Genomic DNA, 13525 nt, shown 5'->3' with positions numbered 1-13525 from the left:
ACAAGCCGACCGCCGAGGAAACCCGCTCCATGGAAACGATGGACGCGGAATACCGCGGCAACGAAGTCCGCTATCGCGCCTCGCTCATTGCCGAGGACGCCGAACGCCGCGAAGCCGGTGCCGACCTTGAGACGCGCAGCGACAAGGAATACGCCGAACTCGTCGACAAGTTCGAACTGCGCCAGGTCGCTTTGTTCCTCGACGAAGGCGCCAAGATCGACGGCCCGACCGCCGAAGTCATCGCCGAGATGCGCAGCAAGAATGGCTATCGTGGCGTGCCGATTCCATATGCCGCCCTGTCCCTCGAAACCCGCGCTGGTGAAACCATCGCGAGCGGTACGCCGTCGCCGAAAATGACCGCGCCAATCATCGATCGTCTGTTTCCGCAGTCTGTCGCCTCGATCATGGGCGGCCGGCTGATCTCTATCAGCCAGGGCAGCGAAGAATATCCGCTGACCGCCTCGTCCGTCACTGCCGGCTGGCAGGCCACGGAAACGGGCGCTGTGGCTGGTCCGACCGTCTACAGCACCGCACAGCGCACGGTCGCGCCGAACAACACCTTGGGCGTGCAGATGAAAATCACGCGCAAGGCTTTGAAGCAGTCCGGCGACGCGCTCGAGCAGGCCGTGAGGCGCGACATGAACGGCGCTATTGCGCAGGCCATGGACGCGGCGGTGTTTCAGGGCACGGGCGCCAGCGGTCAGCCTTCGGGCCTGTTGGTCGGGTCTTACGGCATCACGTCCACGGCCGTCGCCGCTGCTGCGACTTGGGCGGCTTTCCGTTCGGCCATCGTGCGATTCCTGGTCGCCAACGCTGCCAACTCGCCGGGCGAGGTCAAGCTGCTGATCCGGCCTGAAATCTTCGATAAAATGGATGGCTCGCTGATCACGAATACGGCCGTCAGCGAGTGGGACCGGATGATTGCCAACATCCCGGCTGGCAACATTGCCATGTCGTCGAACGCTCTGGCCGCGCCTACCGGCACGCCTGCGGCCTCGACGGCACTGCTTACGACCAGCATCGGTGGCGTGCCTCCGTTCTTCGTCGGCTTGTTTGGTGGAATCGACCTGATCCGCGACCCGTTCAGCGATGCGGCTTCGGGCGGCCTTCGCCTCACCGGCCTCGCCACGATGGACGTGTCGGCCGGCCGTGCGCCTCAGCTGCAGATTTTGACCGGCGTTCAGAGCGCATAATGCTTTACGGCGCTCCGGTTTCCTTGGAAATCCGCGCCGAAGGTGGAGCGACCCGGTTGACGGGTCGCTTTCCTTACGGCTCGGAAACAACGCTCGGCGACGGCAGGCGGGAACGTTTCGCTGCCCGAGCCTTTCGCTCCCGCATCGAGACTGGCGAGAACGTCTTCCTTCTCGCCGGTCACGACCCCGAAAAACCACTGGCCTCTACGGAGGCCGGCTCTCTCACGCTTCGCGACGGCGAAGACGCCTTGCATATCGAGGCACGTGTCACGGCCACGACCACATGGGCAAACGATGCTCTTGCAGCGCTGGCGGCCGGTCTGACGAAGGGCATTTCTCCGGGCTTTCGGGTGCGTTCCGGTGGCGATGTCGTCACGCGCTCGGCCGATGGCTTGTTGCGTACCGTCAACGCGGCGGACTTGTTCGAGGTGTCGCTGGTGACTCTCCCTGCTTACGACCAGGCGCAGATCGCGGCCCGCTCGTGGGCGCTTGCGGCTGCCGAAGCCAACGACGCTGGCCTGCACCGCGTTCTGAACCGATGGAGGGCATAATGGCGACCATCAAACAGACAGAAGGCGCTCCTGCGGCTTATCCCGCATCGCCTTCGGGCCTCTCGACGGCAGCCGCCGCGCTCGATGCGGACATGCTGTGGCAGCGCATCGAGGCCTATATCGCCTGGCGCTTCACCTCCCGCTCTATCGAGTGGATTGCGGAGGGCTGCGGCGAGTGGATCCCGCCCTTGGCGCCGGCAACCATCGCCACTGTCGAGGTCTGGCAGGCCACCAATGCCTGGACGACGGCAACGCTCGATCCCTCGCCAACTGGCGGCTACATGCTGCCCGGCGACGGGCCTTACCGCTTTACCGGCACGGTTGGCGGCGGCACAGTCCCGGCTGCGGTCAATGAGGCATTCCGGCGTCTGGCGGAGTACATGGCCGCCAGTAAGCGCGGCTCGCCTGGCACGACGCGCGAAAAGGTCGTCGCCGGTTCCGTCATGGTGGACAAATCGCGCTCTGCCTCATGGGCGGCCGAAGCAATGTCCAATTCAGGCGCGGGCGACTTGCTGCGCAATTTCAGGAGGGCGTGATGGGTATTTTTGATTGGTTCCGACGCTCTCCTGTCGAGACGCGCTCGGCCATGTCCGGCTTTACCGCCGAATTGATGGCGGCGCGCGAAAGCTATATCTCCGGCCGGCGCGGTATTGCCGAACTGACGGCAACTGCACAGTCATGCATTAGCCTATGGGAAGGCGCCTTCGCTCTTGCCGAGGTCGACGGCACCAACTTGCTGGACAAGCGAACCCTTGCGCTCACGGCCCGCTCTGTGGCGCTGCGGGGCGAGGCTGTCTTCCTGATCCGCGACAAGCTTATTCCATGCTCGGATTGGGACTTGTCGACGCGCGACGGCATCCCGAAGGCGTATCGCCTGTCAATCTCGGAAGCGGGCGGCGGCACCACGCAAACGGCGCTGGCCGGCGAAGTGGTGCATTTGCGTATCGGCGTCGATCCGGCCGCACCATGGCTCGGAACGGCACCGCTGCGGCGCGCGTCGCTCACTGCCGGGTTGCTCAATGCGCTGGAAAGCGCGCTTGCCGAAGTCTACGAGAACGCACCGCTCGGCTCGCAAATCGTGCCCTATCCCGAAGGGCCAGAAACCGACATGACGACGCTCGGCCGCTCCTTCCGCGGGCAGCGAGGCCGTGTCCTGTTGCGCGAGTCCGTAAATGTCTCGGCCGCTGGCGGGCCGGCTCCTGCCGTCGATTGGAAGCCGTCCAGCGTCTCGCCAGACATCGAGCGCAGCATGTCCGTGGAAAGCCTGGCAGCGGCCCGAGACGCCATTGCTGGCGCTTTTGGCGTACTGCCGGGCCTGTTCAATCCAGCCACCACGGGGCCGATGGTCCGCGAGGCGCAAAGGCATTTGGCGCAATGGACGCTTCAGCCGATCGCGGGGCTTCTGGCGCAGGAGGCGAGTGAGAAACTAGGCGCTGCGGTTGACATCGACGTCATGGGGCCAACACAAGCTTTCGATGCCGGCGGCTCGGCCCGCGCCTTGCAGACCATCGTGCAGGCCTATGCGACGGCGAAGGAAGCGGGGCTGGCTCCGGCTGTTGTGGACGCCGCACTAGCGAGGCTCGACTGGAAATGAAGCTAGCTTGGCTCAATCCACCGTCAGCCGGTTGGGCGTCGACGCCAGACGCCGCACGCAATCAAGCCAACGGTTTGCGGCGCCTCAAAGAAAAGAAGGAACGGCAGGCCCGCAAGGCAAAGGAAGAGCAGCCCGACGACGGGCTGAGACGCTTTCTAAGGTCGGATCCTGCCGTTGAAGAGACCATGCGGCGGGCTGGACTGTAGGCGGTACGACTCCGGGTACAACATTCCCTGCCCGGTCCCTTGTATTTCCGCCTAGTCCGTCCAATCCATCATTGGTGCTATGGCAAGCACTGGTTGCATCGCCTTTTCGCCTCGTCCGCCGCACTATCATCCAGATTCGGTAGATGCGGATCGGAATATTCTCATTTAGATTCATATAGTTCGAATGAACAGGGACAAAGGTCCCACACTCAGCTGGACCATTTCTACTTCATATTATCATTAAAAAAGCAACGGTCCGATTTGAACTTTCCACAAATAAGAGTAAACTTTTTATTGCTCATGTTCTGAGCGGGAGGCGTACAGGCAGTCATGCCTGTTGGGAAGAGGGGCGGGGTTTAGTATGCCCTCATCATTGATACTTGGCGCCCGCCGTTGGTGGGTAGCCGATGCGCGTAGGACGCATCCCCCCAGAAATGCCTGAAGGGGCATGGAGCGGGAGAGTGGCGGCTCCCCCGCAATACCCTCTACCCCTGAGCTAAACCACTCACTCCAGTTTCCATTAACGATGGCGCGTAGCGCTGGCTCCGGCCAGCGAATGCCTGTGCGGCCGGTTGCCGGCGTTGGGGCCGATTTGCGCCTGCTCGCATTGAAACCAAGGAGAAATTCTCATGACGATCAGCTTCATTCTCAACGACCAGGCCGTCAACGACCAGACCACCGGGCTGCAAACCGGCGACAAAATCGACGACGTCTTCACGGATACCGATGTTGCATATTCCTCGCTGCCGGCTGCGTTTCGGACCTATCTCGAGACGACCCTCGGGTTGAGCAACGCATTCCCGACCAGCATCGGCGTCGCGACGAAGGTGAACTCGGTTACTGTCAACGCCACCGCCGGGTCTCAGCTCGCCGGCACTACGTTCACTGACAGCAGCGGCGGCACCCTCAACGGCGATGATAGCGGCCTCAACACCGTCGACAACAAGGATATCCTGCTCTTCGCTGATGGAAACGACACCGTGATCGGTCGCTACGACAGCGATGGCAACGGCAGTGCCGACGCGATCGCCTTCGTCATCTTCAAGCAGGACTCGATCAACGCCGGCGCCACCAGCGATCAAGTGACCTTCAACATCGTCACCTACGTTCCGATCTTCCATGGCGGCAATCCCAACCCGGATGACGCGGTCGATCTTGGCAACACGCTCAAGCTCGCGGCGACCGAGACGCTCAACTTCGGCTTTGCCGGGGCGCCCTCTGGCAGCAACCTATTCATGACCTTCGGTGATCCAAACTCCACTCAGATCGTGGTGATCGGGAAAGACCCGTTGAATCAATCCCAGGGCGGGAACATCTCAACCAAGGACGTGCTCAATATCAGCCAGGCCGGCAGCACCACCTCGTTCGGCGTCAACGGCAACGCGATCAACCCCACTGAGGGCGCGTTCATCACCTACGTCACCGGCACGAACACGAATTTCCTCGTGCCCAATCTGGACCAGAACGAGGCCGATGTCGAAGCCAACATCGACTTCCAGAACGTCGTCAATGCGACGGGGGCATCCTTCACCGTCAACCAGACCAATCCTGGCGTCGGACCCGTCACCGTCAAGATCACGGCCTTCACCACCGCTTCGGAGCCGGGAGTGAATTTCGTCGACGGGCTCACCAACGATAGCCCCGTCGCCATCACGTCGGCCTCGGTCACCGACTTCGTCGTCAAGACGGGCAATACGCAGTTTACCCCGGTCGCCACGGTCAACGCCGACGGCACCTTGACGATCACCGGCCTGAGCACCGGCGACAAGGTGTCGTGGACGACGAGCGGAACCCACGACCGCGTGCTGATCGAAAACATCAGCGGTACGGATGGCATTTCGGGCAATGACAACAACACTTTCGACATCGGCGGCTTCGGCATCTTGACGTCCAGCGGCTCTTCGACGTTCGTCGGCCAGCAGATTGTCATCGAAGACGACGGGCCGACGGCGGGTATCGCCCAGGGCGCTCCCACGGTGGCGCATGACGAGACGGCGGGCGTTCAGGCCGATGCCGACGACACCACTGCCGCGGGAGTGGCAGCGCTGTTCGCGGGCGTCAGTAATGTCAGCACCGATCTCAGCCCAAGCGGATTCGCGCAGGATCCGAACGCGGTGGTGAGCTCCACCGGAAGCGCCACAGGCACAGATGGCGGCACGACGGCGTTCTCGCTGGCGGTGTCGGCCGCAGGCGTGGATTCCGGCCTCGACACCACCAACGGCACCAGCATCTTCCTGTTCAAGGAAGGCGACCTGGTGGTCGGTCGCATCGGCTCAGCCGCGGGGGCGGCGGCGTTCGCCGTCGCAATCAACAGCACCAGCGGCGTCGTCAGCGTGGCGCAATACGCTTCGATCCACCATCCGACCCCGGGTGGCAGCTACGACGAGGCGGTGAACATCACCGACAGCGCCCTGCTGGCGGTGGTGACTGTCACCGACGGTGACGGCGACACCGCGACCAGCTCGACCGGTATCGGCGATGCCGTGCAGTTCCAGGACGACGGCCCGACGGCAGCGATCGTCCAGGGCGCTGCGACGGTGGCACATGACGAGACGGCGGGCGTCCAGGCCGATGCCGACGACACTACTGCCGCGGGAGTGGCGGCGCTGTTCGCGGGCGTCAGCAATGTCAGCTCCGATCTCAGCCCAAGCGGATTCGCACAGGACGCGACTCCCGTCGTAAGCTCGACCGGAAGTTCGTTCGGCGCCGATCAGGAGGGCGGCACGACGGCGTTCTCGCTGGCGGTGTCGGCCGCAGGCGTGGATTCCGGCCTCGACACCACCAACGGCACCAGCATCTTCCTGTTCAAGGAAGGCGACCTGGTGGTCGGTCGCATCGGCTCAGCCGCGGGGGCGGCGGCGTTCGCCGTCGCAATCAACAGCACCAGCGGCGTCGTCAGCCTGGCGCAATACGCTTCGATCCACCATCCGACCCCGGGTGGCAGCTACGACGAGGCGGTGAACATCACCGACAGCGCCCTGCTGGCGGTGGTGACTGTCACCGACGGTGACGGCGACACCGCGACCAGCTCGACCGGTATCGGCGATGCCGTGCAGTTCCAGGACGACGGCCCAGCCATCGGACTTATCAGCGATGGGCTGGTGGACTTCGCTGCTGGCAGCACGGTGACCAAGACGCTCAGCGGGGTGGTTGGCGCGGACGATCCGGCAACCTATAGCATCACGAGTTCGCCGGCGACCCTGACGATACTGGACGGCACGTCCTCGCAGGTGACCCTGCTCAGGGACCTCACCAACAACGACACTGTCGCTACCTACTTCAAGGATGTCGATAGCAGCGGCACACACACCGCCGGAGACATCGATTTCTTCAGGCTGACCCTGTCGGGCGGCAACTATACCTTCGATGTCCTCCAGAACCCTCCACCCGCGGAGGTCAATTTCGGCTTCGCCGGGGCACCCTCCGGCAGCAACCTGTTCATGACCTTTGGCGATTCAAACACCGCCCAGATCGTGGTGATCGGGCACGATCCGCTCAATCAGTCCCAGGGCGGAAACATCACGACCAAGGATGTGCTCAACATCAGCCAGGCCGGTAGCACCACCTCGTTCGGCGTTAACGGCAACGCGATCAACCCCACTGAGGGCGCGTTCATCACCTACGTCACGGGCGCGAATACAAACTTCCTCGTGCCCAATCTGGACCAGAACGAAGCCGACGTCGAAGCCAACATCGCCTTCACGGGCGTGTTTAATACGAACTCTGCGTCCTTCACGGTCAACCAGACCAATCCGGGCGTCGGACCCGTCACCGTCAAGATCACGGCCCTCACCACCGCTTCGGAGCCGGGAGTGAATTTCGTCGACGGGCTCACCAACGATAGCCCCGTCGCCATCACATCGGCGTCGGTCACCGACTTCGTCGTCAAGACGGGCAATACGCAATATACGCCGGTCGCCACGGTCAACGCCGACGGCACCTTGACGATCACCGGCCTGAGCACCGGCGACAAGGTGTCATGGACGACGAGCGGAACCCACGACCGCGTCCTGATCGAAAACATCAGCAACGCGGATGGCATTTCGGGCAACGACAACAACACCTTCGACATCGGCGGCTTCGGCCTCAGCCAGGCGCAGCCGGCGCCCGACGAGAAGCTCGACTTTACTGTCCAGATCGCCGATTTCGACGGCGACACAGCGAGCGACACCTTCTCCATCGGCATCGACGGGACCGGCATCTTCAACGACAACCACGTGGAAGGTGTCATTGCCTGACGGACTTGGGCCGGGCGCCTCTCCTGGCGCCCGGCCCGACACCCAGCAAAAACATCGAGACGGGGGGTATCCGTGATGCAGCCAAGACCGCAATTCCAGGAGGTGATGCATCTGGCGCGCCATCAGGCGCCCGCCCTCCTCCTCTTCAGCCTGCTCGCCAACGTCCTTTTACTCGCCAGCACCGTCTACATGCTGCAGATCTACGACAGGGTGCTGTCGAGCGGCTCGATCGACACGCTATTGTGGCTGACCCTTGCCGTCATCGGCGCCATTGCCGTCTACGGGCTGCTGGAACACGCCCGGCGGATGATGCTGGGACATATAAGCCAGTGGCTGGACGACCAACTCAGCGTTCCCGTCATCGAACGCGCCATGGAGGCGCGCCTGGCCGGCAGCAATCTCGAAGCCGGCCTGAAAGACGTGTCGGATCTGCGGGGCTTCATCGCCGGCGACGGCATACTGACCTTTCTCGACGCGCCATGGACGCCGGTCTTCCTAGCGTTCATGTGGCTGCTGCATCCGGCATTGGGCGTCGTGGGCCTGGCCGGCGCGGTGCTCCTGTTCTGCGCGGCTCTTGCCAATGATTTCCTCACCCGCCGCAAGGGCCAGGAGGCAGCGGCCGGGCTGCGCCGCAGCCAGGCGGCCGTCGGTCAATTTGTCGATGGCGCCGAGACGTTGCGCTCGCTCGGCATGTCCGAGCCGGCGCTGCTGCGGTGGGAGCAAAACCAGCAGTCGCTGATGGACATCCAGACCCGGATTCTACGGCGCACCACCATCATCGGCAGCCTGTCGCGCTCGCTGCGCCTCGCCCTCCAGGTCGCCGTGCTCGGGCTCGGCGCCTATCTCGTCCTGCGCCGCGAACTGACGGCGGGCTCGATGATCGCGGCTTCCATCCTGCTCAGCCGGGCGCTGGCGCCGATCGAACGCTCGATCGGAGCGTGGCGGAGTCTGGTCAGTGCGCGGGCCGCGCGCCGCAACCTTATGAAGCTCTTCGCCGACACCGCATCGGTGCAAAATGCTGGCGTTACCCTGCCGCGTCCGCAAGGCAGGCTGAAGCTCGAGAACCTGCACTACTGCCCGCCGGGCACGTCGCAACCATTGCTGACCAAAATCGGTTTCAGCGTCGAGCCCGGGCAAACTTGCGGCGTGATCGGGGCGTCCGGCTCCGGCAAGACCACGCTCTGCCGCCTCATTGTCGGCGCGCTGCGGCCCTCGTACGGCCATGTGCGATTGGATGGCGCGGAGGTCTGGAATTGGCCTTCGGACCAGTTGGGCCAGCATGTCGGCTATCTGCCGCAGCAGGTCGAGCTGTTTCCCGGAACAATAGCCGAGAATATCGCGCGTCTGCGGGACGTCGATAGCGAAGCGGTCATCGCCGCGGCGCAACTCGCCGGCATCCACGAGATGATCCTGCGGCTGCCGAACGGCTACCGGACCGAGGTCGGACCGCATGGGGCCCGTATTTCGCGTGGCCAGCGCCAGCGCATTGCGCTGGCCCGGGCGCTGTTCGGCGATCCGCCGCTGGTCGTCCTTGACGAACCAAACACCGGCCTCGACAGCGACGGCGAGAACGCGCTGTTCAAGGTGCTCCAGCAGTTGACGGAGCTGGGCCGCACCGTCATTCTCGTCACTCATCAGATCAATCTTCTGCGCACGGCCGATCATGTCGTCTTCATCCAGGACGGCAGCGTCTCGAAGTTCGGCACCCGCGATGAGGTGCTCAGCGCGCTCAACGGACAGGCCAGGCGAATCCCCGTAGCGCCCGTCATACGGGAAAAGATTGCCGCCAACGAACCGGGAAACCTGAAGGCAGCGGAGTGAGCCATGGGCTATCGAGTTGGCGACTTCTCGACAATGCTGGACAAGCTGGCGGATAGCCTGCGGGAGCTGGCCGACAGACTGAGCGCCTCTACCGGGGATCTGATCGCCGGCGTATCGACTTGGTTCGACGGGCGGAACCAGCCTGCGCGCATCGCCCTGACTGCGGCCGCTGGCGCGCTCTTCGTGCTCCTGATTGCACGATACGTCCGGCGGCGCACAAATGCCTTCAGAGCCAGCAAGCGCGATCTGAAACGGCGCACGCGTCCCGCGCGCCTGCTGGGTTACGTCTCGTCCGTCGTCTTCGTCGGCGGCGTCACGGCGTGGTCCAGCGTTGCGCTTCTGGCAAGCGCCGTCGTCGCCAATGGCGTCGTCAGTCCGGAAGGCTATCGCAAGACGGTCCAGCATCTGGAGGGCGGCATCATCGGCAAGATCCACGTCAAGGAAGGCGACAAGGTCGTCGCCGGCCAGATCCTTATCAGCTTGAAGACAACCCAGGCCCAGGGGCGCTACGACGAATTGCAGACACACTACATCCGCCTTCTGGCGACCGAAGCCCGCCTGGTCGCTGAGCTTTCCGGCCAGGACCACATCGCCTTTCCCCGGGAGCTGACGTCGAACGATAGCGATCTGGCGCGAAAGGTGGTCGTCGAGGAGCAGGCGCTGCTCGACAGCCGCCTCGCAACCCGCGAAGGGCGCACGCATATCCTGGAAAAGCGCATTGCGCAGATCAAGGAGCAAAGCACGGGATCGAGGGAGGTGATCGCCGCCCAGACCGAGCAGCTCGGCCTGATCGACCAGGAGATCGCCTCCGCACAGGAAATGTACAAGAAGGGCCTAGAACGCCTGCCACGGATATTGGCCCTGCAGCGCGCACAGGCCGACATTCGTGCCAATCAGGCGACGAACCGAGCACAGGTGGCGCACAACGACCAGCAGATCGGCGAGACCGAGTTCCAGCTCCTCAACCTGCGCCAACAGGACAGCGAGACGGCCAATGAGGATCTTGCCAAGGTGCGCGGGGATCTCGCCGAGCTGCGCAGCCAATTGCCCTCGCGCGAGGATGTGCTGGCTAGGACCGACATCGTCGCGCCGATCGCCGGGACGGTGATGAACCTGCGCGTGACGACCGAATCGGGTGTGATCGCAAGCGGCCAGGCGCTTCTCGATATCGTCCCGAACGAGCCCAATCTGATCATCGATTCACGCATCAAGCCCGCGGATATCGACGTAGTGCATCCGGACATGCCCGCACGCGTCGTGCTGTCGGCCTATCCGAGCCGGCATTTGCCGCAGATCCATGGCCTGCTCACCTCGGTGTCGGCCGACCGGCTGACGGACGAGAAAACCGGCGAGCCGTATTTCCTCGCCAAGGTCAAGGTCGACGCGGCCGATCTCGAAGAGCTGCATGACGTCCGTCTATCGCCCGGCATGCCGGCGGAAGTCATGATCCTGACCGGCGAACACACCTTGCTCGACTATATGCTGGCCCCGGTTCAGGCCTCCCTCACGCGCTCTTTCAGGGAAAATTGAAACAACATAGCGAGTGCCAATAAAAACAACACAGCGAGCGCCAATAAAAAGACAAAACCTCACCCCGGCACCCGACGCAAGGCCTACGCCTCGTTAACGCCATGTCGTCGTCGAGAGGTCGGATGATGCGGGCAAAGCCGACGATGGCTTTCCTTGCTTCTTCGGCGGACACGGTGCCCGCCATCGCCGCCTCGGCACTACACGGATTCGTGAACCGCGGCGATCCGAACCGACGTAACCTCCATCGGTACTGTGGCGAACTTTCAGAAGAACCTGCGTCTTCCGGCATCGCCGGAAGACAAGGGTTCGCGCAACAACGCCCAGTGGAGGACAAGCATGTCAAACCGCCTGATTTCCGCAGTCGTCGCCAGTGCCTTTGCCGCAGCCATTGGCGCCGCCGCCATCGGCTCTGCATCCGCCGCGATGAGCGAGGAAGAAATGATGAAGATGCAGGAGAAGACCAAGAAGGAGGTCGCTTCCGGCAAGATGGAGAAGTGCTTCGGCGTGGCTCTGAAGGGCCACAACGACTGCTACGCGGGTGCTGGAACCACCTGCGCGGGCACGTCCACCAAGAACTATCAGGCCAATGCCTTCAAGCTGGTGAAGAAGGGAACCTGCACCGCTATGACCACGCCCAATGGCCACGGCTCGCTGAAGCCGATCACCTGAAATCCCAGGAGATCCCGGGCGGGTGGCGTAGCCACCTGCCTGTTTCGATTGCCTTCTTGGGAGATCGACCATGAACATTCCTCCGCGCGCCGGGGTAGGACTTAAGCCGCAGCACTACCGCGAGATCCTGGAGACCGCGCCGGATATCGGCTTTTTCGAGGTCCACGCCGAAAACTACATGGGGGCCGGCGGGCCACCGCACCGCTACCTTGCGGCGGTGCGCGAGTGTTATCCTCTATCACTGCACGGCGTCGGCCTGTCGATCGGCGCGGCAAGGCCCCTCGACCACGACCATCTGAGGCGCTTGAAGGAGCTGATCGCGCGTTACCAGCCCGGCCTTTTCTCCGAACATCTTGCATGGTCGAGTCACGGCGAGGCGTTTCTGAACGACCTCCTGCCGATGCCCTACACGAAGGAAACGCTCCAGCGCATCGCCTGTCATATCGACGAGGTGCAGGAAACGCTTGGCTGCCAGATGTTGTTGGAAAATCCTTCCACCTACGTCGCCTTTGCCGAAAGCACCTATGCCGAGCCCGATTTCATCGCCGAGGTGCAGCGGCGCACCGGCTGCGGACTGCTGCTCGATGTGAGCAACGTCCACGTCGCTTCGACCAATCAGCAGTGGGATCCTTTCGCCTATATCGATGCCTACCCGCTCGGCTCCGTGCAGGAAATACACCTTGCCGGCTTCACGCCGGAGACCGACGAGAAACAGAGGCCTCTGCTCATCGATACCCACAACCGGCCGGTCGACCGGGCGGTCTGGCAGCTCTACGCCTACGTGATCGGCAAGCTCGGCCCCACGCCGACGCTCATCGAATGGGATGCCGATTTGCCATCGTGGGGCGAACTGCACGCCGAGGCCGAGCGTGCCGAAGCGTATATGAATTCTGACGCGTTACGGCAGGAGAAGCGCCTTGCAGGGGCTGGCTGAACGACAGCAGGACTTCGCGCTGGCCCTGCTCGATACAACTCGCAGCACGCCGCTGGGCCTCGTGGGACCCGATGGCTTGCCAAGTCCACGCCGCTTTGCGGTCTATCGCAACAATGTCGTGGCAGGTCTGATCGAGACGCTGAAGGAAAATTACCCGGCGGTTCACCGCATCGTCGGGGATGAGTTCTTCCGTGCCATGAGCGGGCAATTCGCAACTGCCCACCCGCCGCGGTCCCCCATCATGTTGGGCTACGGCGCAGGCTTTCCCGAATTCATCGATGGGTTCGAGCCTGCGGCGGCACTCCCCTATCTCGCCGACGTGGCAAGGATCGAACGCGCCTGGATCGAGGCTTATCACGCAGCCGAAGCGGAGTCGCTTTCCGCCGACGATTTCCTCGCCATCGATCGAGCCCGCCTCGCCCAAGTCAGGCTGGCGCTACATCCTTCGCTCCGGGTGACGCAATCCCGGTTTCCCGCCCTCACCATCTGGCGCATGAACGTTGCGGGCGGCGAGCCAGCAGCCGTCGACCTCGAAGCCGGTGGCGAGGATGCTCTCGTCATCCGCCCGAGCGCGGAAGTTACTGTGCACCAATTGCCGATGGGCGCTGCGGCCTTCATCAGGTCTCTGGGCGCCGACGAGCCGGTGGTGGCCGCGACGATCGCCTCGCTCGAAGTCACGCCGTGCTTCGATCTCCAAACGGTGCTGGCCGGACTGATTGAAGTCGGCGCATTCACAGGTTGGAGCCTCGACCGGGATGCCGGAGGCGAGCCGTCATGACATCGGCAGCG

At 63.3% G+C, this 13525-nt stretch carries 10 protein-coding genes; all 10 read left to right on the top strand.

Annotated features, from left to right (window positions below; translation table 11 throughout):
• The coding region (locus EH240_RS18770) for a phage major capsid protein (protein ID WP_206075288.1) at positions 1–1193 on the top strand (1193 nt) is incomplete at its 5' end.
• Between the two features lie 23 nt (positions 1194–1216).
• Positions 1217–1744, top strand: a complete 528-nt coding sequence (locus EH240_RS18765; protein ID WP_206075287.1) for an HK97 family phage prohead protease — start codon at positions 1217–1219, stop codon at positions 1742–1744.
• Complete coding sequence (locus EH240_RS18760) at positions 1744–2280, top strand: hypothetical protein (protein WP_125001048.1); 537 nt, start codon at positions 1744–1746, stop codon at positions 2278–2280. Before EH240_RS18765 ends, EH240_RS18760 begins: the two co-directional genes overlap by 1 nt.
• Complete coding sequence (locus tag EH240_RS18755) at positions 2280–3338, top strand: phage portal protein (RefSeq protein ID WP_125001045.1); 1059 nt, start codon at positions 2280–2282, stop codon at positions 3336–3338. Before EH240_RS18760 ends, EH240_RS18755 begins: the two co-directional genes overlap by 1 nt.
• An 835-nt stretch (positions 3339–4173) precedes the next feature.
• Positions 4174–7782, top strand: coding sequence for a beta strand repeat-containing protein (locus EH240_RS18750; protein WP_125001042.1), 3609 nt, complete (start codon positions 4174–4176; stop codon positions 7780–7782).
• 75 nt (positions 7783–7857) lie between these two features.
• Positions 7858–9603: a type I secretion system permease/ATPase gene (locus EH240_RS18745; protein WP_245436183.1), complete on the top strand. Its 1746-nt coding sequence runs from the start codon at positions 7858–7860 to the stop codon at positions 9601–9603.
• A gap of 3 nt (positions 9604–9606) precedes the next feature.
• On the top strand, positions 9607–11133 hold the full coding sequence (locus tag EH240_RS18740) for an HlyD family type I secretion periplasmic adaptor subunit (RefSeq protein ID WP_125001039.1): 1527 nt from the start codon (positions 9607–9609) through the stop codon (positions 11131–11133).
• Positions 11134–11469: 336 nt separating this feature from the next.
• Entirely contained in the window at positions 11470–11802 is a 333-nt protein-coding gene (locus EH240_RS18730) for a BufA1 family periplasmic bufferin-type metallophore (protein ID WP_125001036.1), read from the top strand.
• A gap of 70 nt (positions 11803–11872) precedes the next feature.
• Positions 11873–12736 (top strand): MNIO family bufferin maturase, encoded by an 864-nt coding sequence (bufB, locus tag EH240_RS18725; protein ID WP_125001033.1) that lies wholly within the window; start codon positions 11873–11875, stop codon positions 12734–12736.
• Positions 12720–13514: an HvfC/BufC N-terminal domain-containing protein gene (locus EH240_RS18720; RefSeq protein ID WP_125001029.1), complete on the top strand. Its 795-nt coding sequence runs from the start codon at positions 12720–12722 to the stop codon at positions 13512–13514. Before bufB ends, EH240_RS18720 begins: the two co-directional genes overlap by 17 nt.
• Positions 13515–13525 lie beyond the last annotated feature (11 nt).

This window comes from Mesorhizobium tamadayense, assembly GCF_003863365.1.
Lineage (GTDB): Bacteria > Pseudomonadota > Alphaproteobacteria > Rhizobiales > Rhizobiaceae > Mesorhizobium > Mesorhizobium tamadayense.
This window is presented reverse-complemented; position numbering and strand designations above follow the sequence as displayed.

Excerpts from the sequence above, each read along its gene's own strand:
- EH240_RS18760 (WP_125001048.1), top strand. The coding sequence starts at position 1,744 with ATGGCGACCATCAAACAGACAGAAGGCGCTCCTGCGGCTTATCCCGCA.
- EH240_RS18755 (WP_125001045.1), top strand. The coding sequence starts at position 2,280 with ATGGGTATTTTTGATTGGTTCCGACGCTCTCCTGTCGAGACGCGCTCG.
- bufB (WP_125001033.1), top strand. The coding sequence starts at position 11,873 with ATGAACATTCCTCCGCGCGCCGGGGTAGGACTTAAGCCGCAGCACTAC.
- EH240_RS18750 (WP_125001042.1), top strand. The coding sequence starts at position 4,174 with ATGACGATCAGCTTCATTCTCAACGACCAGGCCGTCAACGACCAGACC.
- EH240_RS18740 (WP_125001039.1), top strand. The coding sequence starts at position 9,607 with ATGGGCTATCGAGTTGGCGACTTCTCGACAATGCTGGACAAGCTGGCG.
- EH240_RS18745 (WP_245436183.1), top strand. The coding sequence starts at position 7,858 with ATGCAGCCAAGACCGCAATTCCAGGAGGTGATGCATCTGGCGCGCCAT.
- EH240_RS18730 (WP_125001036.1), top strand. The coding sequence starts at position 11,470 with ATGTCAAACCGCCTGATTTCCGCAGTCGTCGCCAGTGCCTTTGCCGCA.